At 59.8% G+C, this 17,267-nt stretch carries 14 protein-coding genes; 7 read left to right on the top strand and 7 right to left on the bottom strand.

Features of this window, described 5'->3' with window-relative positions; genetic code table 11:
- Positions 1–8 precede the first annotated feature (8 nt).
- From GMO_RS11090 to GMO_RS11100, 3 genes are all read left to right on the top strand, one after another.
- Positions 9–1,463 (top strand): SulP family inorganic anion transporter, encoded by a 1,455-nt coding sequence (locus GMO_RS11090; RefSeq protein WP_040509381.1) that lies wholly within the window; start codon positions 9–11, stop codon positions 1,461–1,463.
- Between the two features lie 356 nt (positions 1,464–1,819).
- Entirely contained in the window at positions 1,820–2,995 is a 1,176-nt protein-coding gene (locus GMO_RS11095; RefSeq protein WP_008852499.1) for an OpgC family protein, read from the top strand.
- Positions 2,996–3,112: 117 nt separating this feature from the next.
- Entirely contained in the window at positions 3,113–4,000 is an 888-nt protein-coding gene (locus GMO_RS11100; RefSeq protein WP_008852500.1) for a hypothetical protein, read from the top strand.
- Between the two features lie 51 nt (positions 4,001–4,051).
- Here GMO_RS11100 and hflX read toward each other — a convergent pair whose 3' ends face one another.
- The 6 genes from hflX to dusB form a co-directional block, all read right to left on the bottom strand.
- Positions 4,052–5,359: a GTPase HflX gene (gene hflX, locus GMO_RS11105; RefSeq protein WP_008852501.1), complete on the bottom strand. Its 1,308-nt coding sequence runs from the start codon at positions 5,357–5,359 to the stop codon at positions 4,052–4,054.
- Positions 5,356–5,571 (bottom strand): RNA chaperone Hfq, encoded by a 216-nt coding sequence (hfq, locus tag GMO_RS11110; RefSeq protein ID WP_008852502.1) that lies wholly within the window; start codon positions 5,569–5,571, stop codon positions 5,356–5,358. The genes hflX and hfq overlap by 4 nt, the downstream gene beginning before the upstream one ends.
- An 89-nt stretch (positions 5,572–5,660) precedes the next feature.
- Positions 5,661–7,082 (bottom strand): nitrogen assimilation response regulator NtrX, encoded by a 1,422-nt coding sequence (gene ntrX, locus GMO_RS11115; RefSeq protein WP_008852503.1) that lies wholly within the window; start codon positions 7,080–7,082, stop codon positions 5,661–5,663.
- On the bottom strand, positions 7,072–9,402 hold the full coding sequence (locus tag GMO_RS11120; RefSeq protein WP_050801477.1) for a sensor histidine kinase NtrY-like: 2,331 nt from the start codon (positions 9,400–9,402) through the stop codon (positions 7,072–7,074). Before GMO_RS11120 ends, ntrX begins: the two co-directional genes overlap by 11 nt.
- A gap of 32 nt (positions 9,403–9,434) precedes the next feature.
- The gene (locus GMO_RS11125; RefSeq protein WP_008852505.1) at positions 9,435–10,178 is read right to left on the bottom strand and encodes a helix-turn-helix domain-containing protein; all 744 of its coding nucleotides are present in this window, start codon (positions 10,176–10,178) and stop codon (positions 9,435–9,437) included.
- 50 nt (positions 10,179–10,228) lie between these two features.
- Positions 10,229–11,320 (bottom strand): tRNA dihydrouridine synthase DusB, encoded by a 1,092-nt coding sequence (gene dusB, locus GMO_RS11130; RefSeq protein WP_008852506.1) that lies wholly within the window; start codon positions 11,318–11,320, stop codon positions 10,229–10,231.
- Between the two features lie 135 nt (positions 11,321–11,455).
- On the opposite strand from dusB, the gene GMO_RS11135 reads away from it, so the two are divergent.
- Both GMO_RS11135 and GMO_RS11140 read left to right on the top strand, forming a co-directional pair.
- Complete coding sequence (locus GMO_RS11135; RefSeq protein WP_008852507.1) at positions 11,456–12,271, top strand: alpha/beta fold hydrolase; 816 nt, start codon at positions 11,456–11,458, stop codon at positions 12,269–12,271.
- Complete coding sequence (locus tag GMO_RS11140; protein ID WP_008852508.1) at positions 12,268–13,116, top strand: sugar phosphate isomerase/epimerase family protein; 849 nt, start codon at positions 12,268–12,270, stop codon at positions 13,114–13,116. Before GMO_RS11135 ends, GMO_RS11140 begins: the two co-directional genes overlap by 4 nt.
- A 110-nt stretch (positions 13,117–13,226) precedes the next feature.
- Here the strand turns inward: GMO_RS11140 and GMO_RS11145 are convergent, their stop codons facing one another.
- Positions 13,227–13,442: a hypothetical protein gene (locus tag GMO_RS11145; RefSeq protein ID WP_008852509.1), complete on the bottom strand. Its 216-nt coding sequence runs from the start codon at positions 13,440–13,442 to the stop codon at positions 13,227–13,229.
- Between the two features lie 92 nt (positions 13,443–13,534).
- On the opposite strand from GMO_RS11145, the gene GMO_RS11150 reads away from it, so the two are divergent.
- Both GMO_RS11150 and GMO_RS11155 read left to right on the top strand, forming a co-directional pair.
- Entirely contained in the window at positions 13,535–14,608 is a 1,074-nt protein-coding gene (locus GMO_RS11150; RefSeq protein ID WP_008852510.1) for a quinone-dependent dihydroorotate dehydrogenase, read from the top strand.
- 146 nt (positions 14,609–14,754) lie between these two features.
- Positions 14,755–17,199 (top strand): DUF3772 domain-containing protein, encoded by a 2,445-nt coding sequence (locus tag GMO_RS11155; protein WP_139064448.1) that lies wholly within the window; start codon positions 14,755–14,757, stop codon positions 17,197–17,199.
- Positions 17,200–17,267: the final 68 nt, after the last annotated feature.

Consider the following 17,267-nt stretch of genomic DNA (forward strand, 5'->3'; position numbering starts at 1 on the left):
GGATGGACATGACCCCCGCTCTCTATGGCCGCCAGTGGGCCGAAAACCCGCTGCGTGAAATTCTGGCCGGCATGGTTGGCACTTTCGCGCTCATTCCAGAAGTAATCGCATTTTCCTACATCGCAGGCGTCTCACCTGCCGTTTCGCTTTTCGCTTCCTTCGTTATTTCCGTTTCGATTGCCATTTTTGGCGGTCGGCCGGGCATGATTTCGGGAGCCGCCGGATCAGTCGCGCTTGTCGCGGCCCCGCTCGTCCATGCGCACGGCGTCCAGGCCATGCTGCTCGCAACCCTGATCGCCGGTGCGCTTCAGGTCCTGTTCGGAATACTGCGCCTTCAGGCCGTCATGCGCTTCGTCCCGGCTGAAGTCAGAACCGGCTTCGTCAACGCATTGGCCATTCTGATTTTCTCGGCCCAGGTCCCACAGATGCTCGGCGTCACGTGGCATACTTATGCGCTGATCGCTCTGGGGCTCATCATCATCTATCTGCTGCCCCGACTTTCGGATGCCATTCCATCCCCCCTCATCTGCATCGTTCTTCTGACTGGCATCACCATGATCTCGCCCATGCCCGTCCATACGGTCGCCGATCTTGGAGAACTGCCCACCGGCCTGCCCCATCTGACGATCCCCCATCTTCCGCTCAACTGGGCGACATTCTCCGTTGTCCTTCCCTACGCCGTCGCCATGGCAGCCGTCGGGCTTCTGGAATCCCTGATGACCGCGTCTGTCGTCGATGACGCCACCGATACCCATGGCGATCAGCAGATGGAATGCACGGGTCTTGGCATTTCCAATATTCTCGTTGGCGCTTTCGGCGGCATCGCCGGCTGCGGCATGATCGGCCAGACTGTCGGAAACCTGCGCTATGGCGGACGGGGACGTCTCTCGACCTTTACCGCAGGTGCCTTTCTGCTCTTTCTGATGGTTCTGCTCCATCCCTGGGCAGCGCGGGTTCCGATGGCTGCGCTCGTGGCCATCATGATCATGGTGTCAGCCAGCACCTTCTCATGGAACAGTCTGCGGGAACTGAATCGCCATCCGCGCCTATCCAGCCTGACCATGATCATTACGGTCGCCGTTGTGGTCGTGACGCATGATCTGGCCGCGGGTGTTGCTGCGGGTGTCCTGCTGTCGGGCGTTTTCTTCGCATGGCGCGCTGCCCGGCTTATCACTGTCACCTCATCCCGGGCAGGCGAGACCGAGACCTATACCGTGACAGGACAGGTTTTCTTCGCATCGGCAGACAGTCTGTCCGACGCCATCGACTATCACACCTCCGCCACGACCGTGAGGCTTGACCTGACAAATGCCCGTTTCTGGGACATCACATCCGTTCAGGTTCTGGAGAAGATCATTGGCCGCCTTCAGGCCCGTGACTATAACGTCACAGTCATCGGCCTCCAATCAGGTCGTCACGATATCATCAACACCCAATCCGATAATGACCTTCTGAAAATATAAATTCCGGAAAGTACGGTCTCCTCTGGCAACGTTTCTACAGGCTTCCACGTAAAAGCCAGAGAAGGCCTGTTCCGGGACTGCCATGCAGCTTCCCTGTTGTGGGGTTCGAACGGTTTGCAGACTTCCGGACATCAGACTGTCTATGATTCAACAAGAACGGGCACGCATGACCTGCCAGATCAACAGGCACCATCAGGCGCTTGTTGTCACTGACTACCAATGCCGGGTCCGTCAGGAGATATCTTCTCCCATCGCGCCTGAAAGAGAGGACAGGCTCAATTCCATACAATCTTTAATCTGCTCGTAATCCTTCCCGCATACTCTGCGTACCGGAAAGCCGATATTGAGAAATCATCATGTCGCAGCCTCCTTCACAGAATCCCGCCCTGACTTTAGCGCGCAAGAACGAGCGCGATCACCGTGTCGATGCCTTGCGGGGCATAGCGCTGCTCATGATGCTCGTGGACCATGTCCCTGATGACCTGCTCAACCGCTTGACCATCCGCAATTTCGGCTTTGCGGATGCAGCCGAGATTTTCGTTATGCTGGCAGGTTATGCGTCCTATCTGGCTTACGGACGCCTGATCGACAGAAAAGGCTGGAAAACCGGTATCCATCGAATTCTGGCACGATGTGGAAAGCTCTATTTTTATCAGACAGCGATGACACTCATCTTCGTGGGGCTGGTCCGGCAGTGGCGCCATTACGAGCCCGTTCCCGAGTACATCATCGAACCGCAGCTTCTTCAGGGCTACAGCTGGATATGGCGCATTCTGACCTTCGATGCACTTCCCAGCTATCTGAACATTCTGCCGCTCTATATCGTCCTGCTGGCCCTGTTCCCGCTCATCTACGCCATTATGCGCAAAAGCCCCTGGCTTCTGCTCGCCGTCACCATCCCTGTCTGGACGCTGGCCAATATTGACCCAAAACTGACAATTCCGAACTGGCTGGATGCCAATGGCTGGTATCTCAATCCGTTTGGCTGGCAGTTTCTCTACGTTCTGGGTGTTCTGGGCGCGCTCTGGGCTTCGAAAAACAACGGCGACCTTCCTTCAAGAACATGGGCCAAAATCCTGTGCGCCGCATATCTGGCCGGAGCATTCATTCTCTGCTTTCCCTACGAATACTGGGGCATCCCCAGCCTGCGTCTTTTTCCCGCTCCCCCCAATACCGGCAAGTCGGCTCTGGCCATCTGGCGGTTGCTGGACATTCTCTCCATTTTCTATCTGGTACAGTCTTCCACATGGCTCCGGCGCCTCTCGGCCGATCGTCTGGGACAGAGCCTTGCCCTGCTGGGGCGAAACTCGCTGGAAGTATTTGCCTTCAGCACCGTGCTGGATCTGATCGGACGGCTCATTTTCGGCAGTTTCGGAACCAGCCTACCCCTTCAGGTTTTCATGAACCTGATCGGCCTCAGCCTGACCTATGCCCTTGCCATTCCTCTCGACCACAGCCGGCGCAGAGCCAAGGAAGCCGCCCGCCGGAAGACGGAGACCTCTACGCCCCACGCCGAAGCCCAGAGAACCTGATCCGGGACTTTCCTCCCCTGTCAGCCCCGTATTAGGGTTTTCTGGAAACAGCACCCTACTACCAGACATTATTATGCAAGAGGCGTTTTTCTGCGTCTCTCTGTCAGGAGAATGACAATGGCCGACGCAGTTCCCAAACGTACCCGGAAAAAAACCACGAAACCTTCTCGGACGAAACCATCTCTCCTTTCTGAAAAAGCAATCTCGCTTCTTGACCGTCTGAGCGACGGAAAGGGAGAGGCCTTTCTTGAGCGTCTTGTCCGGGAACCAGACAGCCTTGAAAGCGTCGCGCGCGAACTGGCTGGCAGTCCTCCTGTGGAGATGCTGCGCAAACTGGCCCTGACAATCGACATCATGAAGACCGGCAGAATAGAGGCCGACTATGCTTATGTCGGTCTGCCGGAAGAAGCCCGGAACGTTGATTTCAAAACCGGATTTGAAACCTACCTCAAGTCGCGTCTGGATAAACGGGCGGAAAGTTTCGAGATCATGTTCGAGAAGCTCGACCGTTTCAGCCGTCCCCTGATCGTGGAAACGGGGTGTCTGCGCGTTCCCGACAACTGGGCTGGCGATGGCCAGAGTACTTTTCAGTTTGACTGGTATGCCCGGGAAAAAGCCGGAAACGTCATTACAGTAGACATCAGTCCTGATAGCATCGACAGTGCGCGACGCGCCTGTAGTGACGTTACAAGCACTGTTCTGAATGACTCGGTTGCCGAACTCTTCATGCTTGGGGAACGTCTGACTCAACCCGCAGCCCTGCTTTATCTGGACAGCTTCGATCTGGACCTCTCGGATCCAATGCCAAGTGCCATCCATCATGCAAAGGAACTGATCGCTGCCCGACCGCTGATCGGACCCGGCACTCTGATCTGCGTGGATGACTTCAATGTTCCTCCCCTTGGCCCGGGAGGAAAGGGTCTGATCGTCGATCAGTTCATGCACGGGATCCGTGCGGAACTTCTATTCTCTGGCTATCAGAAAGTCTGGCAGATGCCGGGCTGATGCCGCCGGATGTAAGAAAGCCGGCATCCGTGGCGGCTTTCTTACACGACGTCATTCAGCCGACAGGCGCCCGGGATAGACGATTTCGAAACGCTCTCGATCCTGTGGGAAAAGCCGGACCGTCACATCCATGCCCTCGTCATGGTCGAGACGTTCCACCACCTCACCGTGATCATACAGCCATGCCAACGCCGCCCCGTCGGTTACGGACAGACGCACCCGGACATCCTGCATCGAACGGGTTAGATACTGGTCCAGGGCCTCGAAAAGATCGGGGATGCCCTCACCGGTTATGGCGGAAATCGCAACGGCGTTTTCACGCTTCGGTATTGCCTGCACACCTCCGACAAGATCCGCCTTGTTCAGCACCTCGATCGTACGCTCCGGCCACTGTGCATCCAGCATGCCGTCCCGAACCATGCTGTCGAGAACATGCAGCACATCCGCACGCTGCGCGGCACTATCCGGATGCGCCACGTCACGCACATGCAGAATGACATCCGCCTGCGACACTTCTTCCAGCGTTGCACGGAATGCCGCGACAAGTTCTGTCGGCAGTTCACTGATGAATCCGACTGTATCGGACAGAATGACATTACGCCCGGACGGAAGCCGCAGCGCACGCATTGTCGGATCCAGTGTCGCGAAAAGCTGGTTCTCTGCCTGTACGGATGCTCCGGTCAGAGCATTGAACAGGGTGGATTTTCCCGCATTCGTATAACCAACCAGTGCTACAACCGGGAACGGTACGCGCTTGCGGGCATCACGGTGCAGCCCACGGGTGCGGCGGACCTGCTCCAGTTCCTTTTTGATCTTGCCGATCCGCTCGGCCAGCATCCGCCGGTCCGCTTCCATCTGCGTCTCACCCGGGCCTCCAAGGAAGCCGAAACCACCCCGCTGACGCTCAAGGTGGGTCCAGAGCCGGACAAGACGGGACCGCTGGTATTCCAGATGCGCCAGTTCAACCTGAAGCACGCCTTCACGGGTTGCTGCGCGCGCACCGAAAATATCGAGGATCAGCCCGGTCCGGTCCACAACCTTGCAGCCAAGGGCCTTCTCCAGATTGCGTTGCTGCCCCGGTGAAAGCCGCGCATCGATGATGACGACATCCACGCCGTCCAGCTTTACGGCCTCGGCAAGCTGTTCCACCTGCCCGCTGCCCAGCAGGGTCGAAGGCCGGCGCGCGCGCAGCAGGATCGCTGCCTTTCGTACAATCACCAGACCAATCGAGGCTGCCAGCCCGACGGCTTCCTCAAGCCGTGCGTCCGCTGCACGGATCTCTTCCTGTGGGCCGGATTTTTCCCATGGCAGAATGACAGCCGCGCGAGTTGCGGGTTTCTGGGTCTCAAAGCCGCTCAAAGTTCATTTTCCGCAAAACTGGTCAGCGCCGCGACAGGCATGATGGTGCTGACGGCGTGTTTGTAGACAAGCTGTATATGATTGTCGCGCCGTAGCAGGAGGGTCTGACTGTCAGACTGGATGATCACGCCCTGAAGTTTCACACCGTTGACAAGAAAAACAGTCACCGGCGCCTGTGTCTGACGCAGATGTTCGAGAAAGATCTCCTGCACGGCTTTCCCGGCAGGTGGGGAAGGGTCTGAAGTCACGCTGTTAATGGCCTGCCAGTCATAAGATGAAAGAGTTCTGTGTCATATGGTGTTCAGTTTCCCGTCTGGGAAGAGGCGGAGGAAGATGCACCCGTCCGGTCTTCTCCAGTCGTCACGCCAAGCTGCTTGAGCTTACGATGCAAAGCACTGCGCTCCATGCAGACGAAATTGGCTGTTCGGCTGATATTCCCGCCGAAGCGCATGAGCTGGACCTGAAGATACTGCGTTTCGAACAGATCGCGCGCTTCCCTGAGCGGTAGGCTCATGACATCCGCACCGGAATTGAGACGGGTCATGGACGGCGCCCCCTGACTGATGGTGGATGGCAGCATGTCAGCCCGGATAGGATCATTTCCGCTGCCAGGCATCATGATCAGTAACCGTTCCATGAGATTGCGCAATTCCCGCACATTCCCTGGCCATTCATACGCCTGAAGCGCAGCCAGCGCATCTACCGACAACTCCCGGACCGGTAGTCCGGATGCCTGTGCGCACCGCTCCAGGAAATGCCGTGCCAGAGCAGGGATATCCTCCCGCCGCTCCCGGAGGGAAGGGATGCGCAGCGGCACGACGGCCAGCCGGTAATACAGGTCTTCCCGGAACCGGTGCGCCGCAATTTCTCCCTGAAGGTCACGGTTTGTTGTCGCAATGACACGGACATCCACCTTCAGGCGCGTATTGCCACCGATCCGCTCGAAGGTCTGATCCTGAAGCGCGCGGACGATCTTGCCCTGCGTCTCCATCGGCATATCCGCCACTTCATCTAGCAGCAGGGTCCCGCGATGCGCCCGTTCCAGCACGCCGCGGCGGGTCGGCTGGCCATTCTCGCCCTCCAGCCCGAAAAGCTCTTCCTCAAAGCGGTTTGGGGCGAGCGTGGCACAGTTCAGGGCGATGAAAGGCCCTTCCGCACGCCGCGAGCGGGCATGGATCATGCGCGCCGCAACCTCCTTGCCTGAACCGGCGGGACCGCTGATCAGCACGCGCGAATTGGTGGGCGCTACCCGTTCGATCTGGGCGCGGACAGCCGCAATGGCCGCCCCATCACCAAAAAGCGTGGTCTCCGGCCCGGCGCGCAGACGCAGTTCCGCATTTTCCCGCCGCAGGCGCGCCGCTTCAAGCGCACGTCGCACCACCACCAGCAGCCGGTCGGACTGGAAAGGTTTTTCGATAAAGTCGTAGGCGCCGTGCTTCAGACTCGCCACCGCCGTTTCGATCGTGCCGTGGCCTGAAATCATCAGGGTGGGCAGGCCGGGGTCCTCGGCCTGCATGAGTTTGAGCAGTTCGAGCCCGTCAAGCCGGGAGCCCTGCAGCCAGATGTCCAGAATCGCCAGAGACGGCCGATGGGCGCGAAACAGTTCCAGCGCCTGATCCGAATTGGCCGCCGCCCGGGTCTTGTACCCTTCGTCATTCAGGATTCCCTCGATGAGGAACCGGATGTCCGGCTCGTCATCGACGATCAGAATCTCATGCTCCATGTGTAGTCCTCATGATCCGGCGGTTCTCTTCTCCGGCGTTGTCCTGTTCCGCAAGAGGCAGGGACAACGTGACGCGCGTTCCCCGGCGCCTTCCGGAGGGTCCGGGGTCCCGATCGGCAAGCTGAAGCATCCCAGAATGGTCCTCCATGATCTTCTTGACGATCGCAAGGCCCAGTCCGGTCCCCTTCGCCTTGTGTGTCACATAGGGCTCGGTCAGCCTGTGGCGCTCTCCCGCAGGCAGACCAATCCCGTCATCTTCGATCTCTAGCAGGACATGCCCGTCCTGAATGTGCAAGCCCATCACAATGTGTCCGATTGGCTGCACTGGATGGTCACTGGTGTTTTCTCCCGGTTTTCCGCCGTCTGCCATGGCAATCGCGTCAGCTGCATTCTGTAACAGATTTGTCAGGGCCTGACCGATCAGCCGTCTGTCACAACGCACGCGCGGACCGGAAGGCAGCAGACCCACTGTCTCATAAATGATTTCCGGGTGGGCATGCCGCTGAAGAACGAGCGCTTCCCGGCACAGACGGGAAAAGTCTTCGGTCTGCATCACGGGCTGGGGCATTCGTGCAAAAGCCGAGAACTCGTCGACCATCCGGCCAATATCCCCAACCTGCCGCACGATGGTATCGACAAGCTGGCTGTAGGTGTCGGGGTCCGTCTGAATCTCCTTGAGAAACCGGCGTTTCAGCCGCTCCGCCGCGAGTTGGATGGGAGTCAGCGGATTCTTGATCTCATGCGCCACGCGACGCGCCACATCCGCCCAGGCCGCCTTGCGCTGCGCCGACTGAAGGGCCGTAATGTCATCGAACGTCACTACATAACCGGCCACGTCCGTCCCGCGCAGCTCTGCCACGACCCGCACCAGAAGCGTGCGCCCGGCTCCTGCGCCACCACCCTCACCTGGTCCCCCCGGACGCTGGGCGCCTTCGGTGTCCACCTGCACTTCAGCCGTATGCACGCGCTCCGGTGCCTGGCAGGCCGCAATCAGCAGCGCGGAAAATTCCGGTACGCTTTCGGCCAGACGCTGCCCGATGGCGGGCATCAGATCCCGTTGCAGAACCGCTGACGCCGCCCTGTTAGGGAGTTCGATGACCTGCGTGCGGTCCAGTCCGATGACGCCGGCGGAGACGCCCGCCAGAACCGTCTCCGTGAAACGGCGGCGTTCATTGATCTGGTCATAGGCCTGCATCAGTTCCGAACGCTGGCTCTCAAGCTGGTCCGTCATGCTGTTGAACGCCCGTGACAGCCCCGTGACCTCGTCATCCTTATCCTTGGTGCCTGTCTCCGGCACAGGCACGCGCACGCCCAGATCTCCGCGGGAAATCCGCTGTGCCGCCAGGATCAGTAGGCCCAGCGGATTGGCGATCCTGTTGGCCATCGCCAGCCCTGTCAGCATCCCGACCGCCAGCACCAGCAATCCCATCAGCGCAAAGATGACCACAAAAGTCACCTGCGTTTTACCCCGGTTGGCGATCATGTGCTGGTAATCCTGCACCAGCGCATCGGTCCGGTGCATGTGTTCCAGGACATCCGGATCCACCGGGCGCGTGATGACCAGCATCAGCCCCGAGTTCCCGCCCAGCGACACTACGGCCCGCACCATCCTCTGATCCGGCCGGTCAAGAATTGCGACATCCCCGGCCCGCGCCATCTCGATCACGGATTTTGGTGGCAAAGGAGGCGGTGCGGTCATGTCCGTACTACCCAGAAGACCACCAACGGCAAGAACCTTGTTGGTCAGTGGATCGAACACCTCCGCATCCGTCAGTCCGCGTTCCGTTACCTCGTCGTCCAGAAGCTCCTGCAGACGGGCCGGATCGTGCAAGAGGTCCGTGCCATGCGCATAGAGTTCATCGTTCTGAACGGTGATAAGTGTGTTGGCGAGTGCGAAGGCTTCCGTCCGCGTATTGTCGTTATGTTCCCGCAGATAACCCGCGGCGACCGACCGCGCTTCCGTCAGGGCCGTGTTGACGCGATTGGAAAACCAGATCTCCACCCCGTAATGGAAGAACAGGGCTGCCACGGCTCCGACCAGAATCGTCGGGGCAACCGCCACGATGCCGAACAGGGTGATGAGCCTTGCGTGAAGCCGTGCGCCTGCGAGGCCCAGCTTCCGCTCTGCCATCATCCGGCCCATCTGCACCACGGCAGCGGCCGCGATGAGCATAAGCATGACGAAGTCGAGCAGGAACACGATGGCCTGCACCTGCGGACGATGCGCAAGCGACATTCCGCCCGCAAGAATCACAAAGGTCGCAAAAGCCAGCACAAGGGCCATGACGGTCAGGAGAACCGCTCCATTGGCGCTGGTCATTCGCGTCAGCAGGCGCCGGATGGAGGGGCGTTTCACTCGTCGCCGCCTTTCGGGACAGTCACGTCCAGTTCGCGGATCTTCTTACGCAGTGTATTGCGGTTCAGGCCGAGAATAGCGGCTGCACGCAGCTGGTTCCCACTCGTCCGCCGCAGGACCATCGTAATCAGCGGACGCTCCACTTCTCCGATTACACAGGCATGCAGGTCCCCGGCCCTGTTTTCAAGGCCACTCTCCAGATAATCCTCCAGCGGACGCTCCAGGGCACGCGCCAGTCCGCGCGGGCGTTCTGTCCCATCGCCCGGCAGCCGGCACACCGCTCCGATCCTGTCCGGTCCCAGTTTCTGGGACGAATCGAAAGATGCCAGCCAGCGATGCAGTCCCACATCCAGCGCGCCCTGCCGCATCAGCAGCGTAAAATCATGCCGGCTGGCCGCAATCACACGCAGATCCGTCTCCGGAGCATGAAGACAGGTGATAAAGCGTGCCTGAAGTTCGGGACAGAGGCAGTCGATCTCATCCAGCAGCAGCGTTCCACCCTGTGCCTGGGCGATCCATCCCGTCTTGCCCTCCCCGCCGAACAGGGCTTCGGGCCGCAGGGCGCGTGGCGTCGCGGTCAAGGCGGCGACAACAAATGGACAGGTCGACCGGGGGCTATGAGCATGGAGACGTCTAGCTACGTCCTGCCGGTCCAGACGGGATGCTCCATAAAGAAAAACGGGACGGCAGGTCGGGTCGGTCAGGGCGGCCTGAGCCTGCCCCGTCGCCATCTGCGTCATACGATGCGGTCTGTCACGCAGCAGCCCGCTGCCGTACGGTGCAGCATGTCTCAGGCCGCCTCCCGGCTGCCATCGCGGCTCATGCTGGCCGCAGGTCCACTTTCACGATCCCGCACGATCCCAGCCCCGATGTTCCGGTCATAGAAATCTGTCAGAAGACTGATGACCTCGGATGCATTGTCGATCCGGTTGATGGTGGAGCGGAATGTCGCGGAGCCGGGCAGCCCGGCCGAATACCAGGAGACATGCTTGCGCGCGAGACGTAGACCCGGGCGCTCGCCAAAATGATCCAGCATCATGCGATAGTGCTGAAGAACGATGGTCTTTTCCGTTGGTAGATCAGGATCCGGGATGTCTTCCCCGGTCCGCAGGGACCCTGCGACCTGCGCCGTGAACCATGGACGCCCGTAACAGCCACGCCCGATCATCACCCCGTCTGCCTGCGACTGATGCAGTGCTTCCCGGGCGTCACGGATCGTATTGATGTCCCCGTTCACGATGACAGGCAGGGAAACGGCATCCTTGACCGTCTTCACGAAACGCCAGTCCGCCGTGCCGTTATAGAACATCTGCCTGGTGCGGCCATGAACCGTTACCATGCGGATTCCGCTTTCCTGAGCGATTTTCGCCAGTCTCGGCGCGTTCAGGGAGCCATGATCCCAGCCCATCCGCATTTTGAGCGTCACAGGCACATCGACCGCCCGGGCCGTTGCTTCCAGCAGTTTCCCGGCCAGGACTTCATCGCGCATCAGGGCCGATCCGGCCATCTGACCGATCGCCACCTTCTTCACGGGACAGCCGAAATTGATGTCGATGAGATTCGCTCCCCCATCGACGGAAATTTTCGCGGCCTGCGCCATGGCGTCCGGGTCGCATCCCGCCAGCTGAACGGCATTGGGACCATGCTCCGCCATGCGGGCCATGCGCATCGTGTTCTCGTTCTCCCTGATCATCGCCCAGGATGCGATCATCTCCGAAACGACGAGGCCCGCCCCCAGCTCGCGCGCAAGCTGGCGGAACGGCAGGTCCGTCACACCTGACATGGGTGCGAGGATCACGGGGTCCCGGATCACCACACCCTGACCAAGATCGATCGGCGCAAGCATGCGGTTCGGAGGAGCGGAAATGGATGAAGCTGTCATGATAGGCTCAATTTACCGACCCGCCCGCCCGAGCGCAAACGCTCCTTTTCCAAGAAACCGACCACCAGACCTGCGCGCTATAACGTCCTGACCGGAACGAACCCGATCTGTTCCGTCACGGCGAAGGAGAAACACATGCCGCATATCACTACCAGTGACGGAACCCGCATTTACTACGAGGAGCAGGGCCAGGGACGTCCCCTGATCCTGATTCACGGCTGGACATTCTCGGGTCGCTTTTTCCACCGCAACATCGGGCCCCTGTCCGAACAGACCCGCGTCATCACCCTGGACCTCCGCGGGCACGGGCGGTCGGACAAGCCCCGGCACGGATACCGCGTCTCCCGCCTCGCCGCCGATCTTCAGGACCTCCTGATTGCCCTGAACATCAACGATGCCACCGTGCTCGGCTGGTCCCTGGGCTGCCCGGTCATCTGGTCCTATCTGGAACTTTTCGGACGCGAACGCATCCGCAACGCCATTTTCGTTCAGCAGACGCCCCGACAGTATTATTCGGCCGACTGGAAGTATGGTCATGCCATCTGTTACGATCAGGCCGGTCTCGCCTCGCTTCAGCAGCAGTTGTCCCTGACACCGGAAGCATTTGACCGCACCAATCTCAAAAGCTGCCTCTGCCACGACCTTCCGAAAGATGAAGAGGCATTTCTTCTTCAGGAAATGGCAGAAAGTCCTGCCTTCGCGCGTAGTCCCCTGATGGCGGATCATACCAATGCCGACTGGCGGGATGTCCTGCCCCGGTTCCAGCTCCGCGCCATCATGATGGTTGCGAAGAAAGACACCGTTCTCGATCCGCGTGGACCGGAATGGGTCGCGCAGAACATGCCCAACTGCAAACCGGTCTATTTCGAAGACAGTGCCCATATGATCTTTCTCGATGAAACCGAGAAGTTCAACCAGACTGTCCTCTCCTTCCTGAATGGCGAGATATGAGCGATTTTCCCTTTCTTTTCGGCGTCAACGAATTCACAACACAGCCTTGGTCCTTCGAAGAGGACATCCACCGCTACCGTGAACTGGGCGTTCAGGCTGTGGAAATCTGCGAAGTCAAACTCGATCCCGCCCGTCTCGACCAACAGATGCGTCTGGCGCAGGAGAGCGGGATGGTTATCAGTGCCATACAGCCCTCCGTCCGGACCTTCTTCGGGAGCGCCATGGCTCCTGACCCCGAAGAACCGGCTGCACGCTTCCGTCGCTTCGAACAGAGCTTGCGAACCCTTGCTCCATACGCGCCAGGGACGGTGTTCGTCACCAATACCGGGGCTCCTCCCCACGGGAATATCCGGCGCACCATGGACGAAACGGTACAGGCCCTGAGAAAACTCTGCCCGATTGCCGTTGAGCTTGGCGTTTCCCTTTCTCTGGAACCGCTGAACCCGACCTCCATGAACACGGAAAGCGCCATCTGGACCATTGACCAGGCCATGGACATCATTGACGGGGTCGGCCATCCGGCCGTGGGGCTGTGCCTCGATTTCTGGAACATCTGGCAGCAGGATGACGTCTGTGCGGCCATCCGCAGGGCAGGCGAAAAAATCAATGTCCTTCAGGTGAGCGACTGGCGCACACCGTATTCCCCGACAGACCGTCTGATCCCCGGAGATGGCGACATTCCCCTGCATGACATGCTCCGCGCCACGGCAGATGCCGGATTCCGGGGCTCCTGCACAGTGGAGATCTTTTCTTCCAACGTCCCTGACAGCCTCTATGACCGGGATCTGAAAACCGTGATTACGGAATGCCGGGATGGCCTGGACAAAGCGTGGCGGACGGCATGACCAGATTGGCCAGCCCCGCCACCACAGAACCGGGGCTGGCCGAACCCGTTATCTGCGGAGCGTTCTCCGTGTCCAGTCGGGCTCAGCGACCCGCTTTTCCGGGAAATGCCTTACCGAGCCGGACCAATTTCCTGCTCGTGCCGTTTCAGACCGTCCTCGGTCAGAACGTATCGCCCTTCCGGGGTGCGTCTGGTCAAGCCCATGCGCTCCAGGCGGTCAAGACAGGGCTGATCCTTCAGCCCCTCCGGCCGCCCTGCCGATGCACAGAGCAGAACACGGTGCAGCGTCGAACGGCAGCATGTTTCAAGATAGGGTTCGTCCCACATGCCATCGCGTCTATCGCGTCCCCCCGCCCCCGCCAAGCCAAAACTACAGGACGACGTGCGCCGGGAAGCGGTTTAAAGTAAGAAAGCGACTCATGATCGATCTCGGAACCATGGTTACGCCCTTTCTGCATCGCCTCGACACGGAAACGGCGCACGAACTTGCCATTCATTCGCTCGCGCTCGGACTGGGCGGCAGTGCCGCAAAGGACGTCCCGGCCTTCGCGGTCCGGACGCTCGGGCTGCGCTTTCCGAACCCGATCGGACTGGCCGCGGGATTTGACAAGAACGCCCGCGCCATCCGTCCGCTGGCCAAGCTCGGCTTCGGCCACATCGAAGCCGGGACCGTGACGCCACGCCCACAGCCCGGCAACCCAAAACCCCGTCTGTTCCGGCTGCCCGAAGATGGCGCCATCATCAATCGCATGGGCTTCAATGGCTGCGGCATAGACCGCTTCTGCCGCCGTCTCGCACGTCTGCACCGTCCGATGCCCAATGGCCGCCTCAGGGGGGCGACCGTCCCACTGGGCGTCAATATCGGCATCAACAAGACCGGTGCCGATCCTCTGAAGGATTATCCTGAACTCGTCTCCCGCGTCAGTTCCTATGCGGATTACGTGACGATGAACCTGTCCTCGCCCAACACGCCCGGTCTGCGTGATCTTCAGTCCGCAGACATCCTCCGGGAACTGCTGGCGGCCATCAACACCCGCAACCCCCAGCGTCCGCCACTTCTGGTCAAGCTGGCGCCCGATCTGGATAACGCCTCCTACGGACCGATTCTCGAAGCGGCCATCGCGGGCGGTGCGCAGGGTCTGATCCTGACCAATACCACCATCACTCGTCCCGGCCATCTGACCAGCCCCCATGCGAATGAGACCGGTGGCCTCTCCGGCCGTCCCCTCGCTCCTCGCGCACGTGATGTGCTGAAGGCTGTCTCGGAACAGAACCGCGGTCGTCTCGCCCTCATCTCCTGTGGTGGAATCGAAAGCGGGGAAGACATTCTCGAGAGAATCCGCATGGGCGCGGACATGGTCCAGATCTACACGTCGTTCGTCCTGCAGGGACCGGGCATCTTGGCGCGCCTGAAGGCGGAACTGCGTGACGCCATGCGCCGTGACGGCTTCGAGACGATCAGCGACGCCAGAGGCGTTGATCTGCCCGCCTGACAACCGCACGGAATGTGCCCTTTTCCGTTCAGGAAGATCAGGGGCACTTTCCATGCGCTGAACGGAATGTGTTCCCCTGTGATGAACCCGTTTCGTGTCAAACCGTTTAACGGGGAATGCCGATCATCAGGGAGGGACACGAACGGATGGTGGAAGATAATGCACGACAGGAAATTCCACGCCTGAAACCTCATGGCAGAACCACTCTGACCAGCCTTGTTCTGGCTCTGCTGTGCCTTGCATGCGTACTTCCTACCGGCTTCGTGCCACCCGTCTCTGGCGCCCCCGCTTCCCACGATGCCGCGTCTTCCCGAAGCCCTGCCCCGGATAAGAACGCTGCCCCGAAAGACACCAGCTCCAAAAATGCCGCTACCCCTGACAACCTCTCGCAGGGCCTGGGATGGAACGCCATTTCCCAGACGGTCTCACAGCAGCTGGATGACAGCGCCACCAGTCTGCGGAGAATCTTCAACAGTCTGAACCGCACAGACCCGGCAATGGGTGCCAGCCAGCTGGATGCGCTGGCCGGTGAGGCACAGCGCATCCAGCAGAATACCCGGAATACGATCCAGCAGATCGAGTCCTATGACGGGATCATTGATTCCTATCTGAAAATCCTCGGACCGAAGGCAGCGGATAATGAAGATCCGTCGGTTACGAAACAGCGGCAGAGGATGCAGGCGAATTCACAGTCCGTGAAATCCGCTCTCATGCGCGCGAAGCTCTATAACCTTCAGGCCCAGCAGCTTGGCACTGCCATAAGCACCCGCCAGAACCGACTGCAGCAGGCTGCCCTGTCCGAGCGTTCCGTTTCGCCACTTGCCCCGCGCTTCTGGCAAACTCTCGTTACGGAACATGCGGAAAACCGCTCCTCCGTTCATTCCGGCGGGATCCTGCAGGACTGGATGTGGATTCTGGGTGGCACGGTCCTGAGCCTTCTGTCCGTAGGCTTCGGCTCGCCTCTTCTCCTGGCCTTCATCAAACGCAGTGGCGCGCATCTGCACCGCAGCGACGATGAAAGTATCCAGACAGTCATCTCCGGCAGCGTCATTGCCATCACGCTCAATGGGCTCCTCTGCGCCATTCTGGCCACGTTGGTCTGGTTCATCTGGGCCGGGATCACACTTCCTGATGGCGGAGACGCCGTAGGGACGGTCATTGCCGAAACTCTTCCGCTCTGTGGCTTCATCATTGGCGCGGGACTGCCGGTCTTCGGGCGACAGGGTGTGCTGGCCGCCACAAGTCCGAACGTCCGCAAATGCGTCCGGGGCATGGACTGGGCCTTGGCGTTAGGTATTCTCGCCCTGAATGTCCTGCGGACTTTCCGGACACAGGGCGTTTTTGGTCCGACACTTCAGAATCTTCTGGAAATCGTTTTTGCTCTCGGTGTCGCATTTTGCGCTGTGGATACGTTCCGCCGGCTTGGAAAACAGAACGAAACCGAACGTTTCGCCGCGCCCGCTTTCGGGATGTCTTCCCTGCTGCTGGTGGTGACAGTCTTTTCCATCATGCTGGGATATGTCGCCTTCGCCTTTACCCTCAATGGCTGGTTTCTTTCCCTTGGAAGTGGACTGGCGATCGTGGCGCTTCTGGGGCTCTGCTGGCGCAACCTGCTGGACCGGATGTTCGATGAGCATGGCTTCGTCAGCCGTCACCTCTATCCGCTCGGGATCAGTCAGCGCCGTCTGACGCAGGTCAGCGTCCTGCTGTCCGGAACCGGCAACATTATTCTGCTGCTCGTCCTGTTCTCCGTCGCCCAGACGGATGGCAGTTTCAACATCGCCGACATCACCAACAGGTTCTGGCTCCTGTTCGTTGGCAACACTGTCCATGGCGTCAAGATTTCGCTCGATACGGTCGTGATGTGCATTGTCCTGGCCGTCGCCAGTTCCTACGCCATCCGCCAGTCCCGCGCCTGGATACAGGACCGCTTCCTCCCGACTACGCGTCTGGATATCGGTTCGCGCACCTCGATCCTGAGTATCTTCACTTACTGCGCTTGGATCCTTGTCGGGCTGGCCATCCTTTCGCTTGCGGGCGTATCCGTCCAAAACCTGACATGGGTGGTCAGCGCCCTTTCGGTCGGGATTGGCTTCGGGCTCCAGTCCATCGTCCAGAATTTCGTCTCCGGCGTAATCCTTCTTGCTGAACGTCCTGTCCGGGTGGGAGACATGGTGGAAATCGCCGGGACACGGGGCGACATCAAGCGCATCAGCATTCGCGCAACGGATATCAGCCTGGCGGACGGCTCTACCATGATCGTGCCGAACTCACAGTTCATCACGTCTAGCGTCAAGAATGCCACGCTTTCCGGCGCAACCGGCGCTCTGACCGTCAGTTTCCTCGTTCCCACCTCCACGGATCTGGACAAGGCCCGGAACATGCTGCTGGAAGTTGCGGCACACCGTCAGGAAGTCCTGTCCAGCCCACCCCCTAGGGTCCGCGTCAGCGCCCTTTCGGGAGACAGCGTCACCATGAGCCTGAGTGTCACGCTCGTTTCCGCCCGCGACGCAAGCAGTGTCCAAGATGCCATCCTGTTCGATGTGTTCCGCCGTTTCCATTCCGAAAACGTCACCATCACAACAGCCTGATCCGAAACGGGGGCGATTCCCCCGTTCCACAGAGCCACAATGCTCGTTTTCAGGGAGAAACTCCTCTA

It is taken from the genome of Gluconobacter morbifer G707, assembly GCF_000234355.1.
In the GTDB taxonomy this organism is placed as follows: domain Bacteria; phylum Pseudomonadota; class Alphaproteobacteria; order Acetobacterales; family Acetobacteraceae; genus Gluconobacter; species Gluconobacter morbifer.

Excerpts from the sequence above, each read along its gene's own strand:
- GMO_RS11150 (WP_008852510.1), top strand. The coding sequence starts at position 13,535 with ATGATCGATCTCGGAACCATGGTTACGCCCTTTCTGCATCGCCTCGAC.
- GMO_RS11135 (WP_008852507.1), top strand. The coding sequence starts at position 11,456 with ATGCCGCATATCACTACCAGTGACGGAACCCGCATTTACTACGAGGAG.
- GMO_RS11140 (WP_008852508.1), top strand. The coding sequence starts at position 12,268 with ATGAGCGATTTTCCCTTTCTTTTCGGCGTCAACGAATTCACAACACAG.
- GMO_RS11125 (WP_008852505.1), bottom strand. The coding sequence starts at position 10,178 with ATGACGCAGATGGCGACGGGGCAGGCTCAGGCCGCCCTGACCGACCCG.
- GMO_RS11120 (WP_050801477.1), bottom strand. The coding sequence starts at position 9,402 with ATGACCAGCGCCAATGGAGCGGTTCTCCTGACCGTCATGGCCCTTGTG.
- GMO_RS11100 (WP_008852500.1), top strand. The coding sequence starts at position 3,113 with ATGGCCGACGCAGTTCCCAAACGTACCCGGAAAAAAACCACGAAACCT.
- GMO_RS11155 (WP_139064448.1), top strand. The coding sequence starts at position 14,755 with ATGGTGGAAGATAATGCACGACAGGAAATTCCACGCCTGAAACCTCAT.
- ntrX (WP_008852503.1), bottom strand. The coding sequence starts at position 7,082 with ATGGAGCATGAGATTCTGATCGTCGATGACGAGCCGGACATCCGGTTC.
- dusB (WP_008852506.1), bottom strand. The coding sequence starts at position 11,320 with ATGACAGCTTCATCCATTTCCGCTCCTCCGAACCGCATGCTTGCGCCG.
- GMO_RS11090 (WP_040509381.1), top strand. The coding sequence starts at position 9 with ATGACCCCCGCTCTCTATGGCCGCCAGTGGGCCGAAAACCCGCTGCGT.
- GMO_RS11095 (WP_008852499.1), top strand. The coding sequence starts at position 1,820 with ATGTCGCAGCCTCCTTCACAGAATCCCGCCCTGACTTTAGCGCGCAAG.
- GMO_RS11145 (WP_008852509.1), bottom strand. The coding sequence starts at position 13,442 with ATGTGGGACGAACCCTATCTTGAAACATGCTGCCGTTCGACGCTGCAC.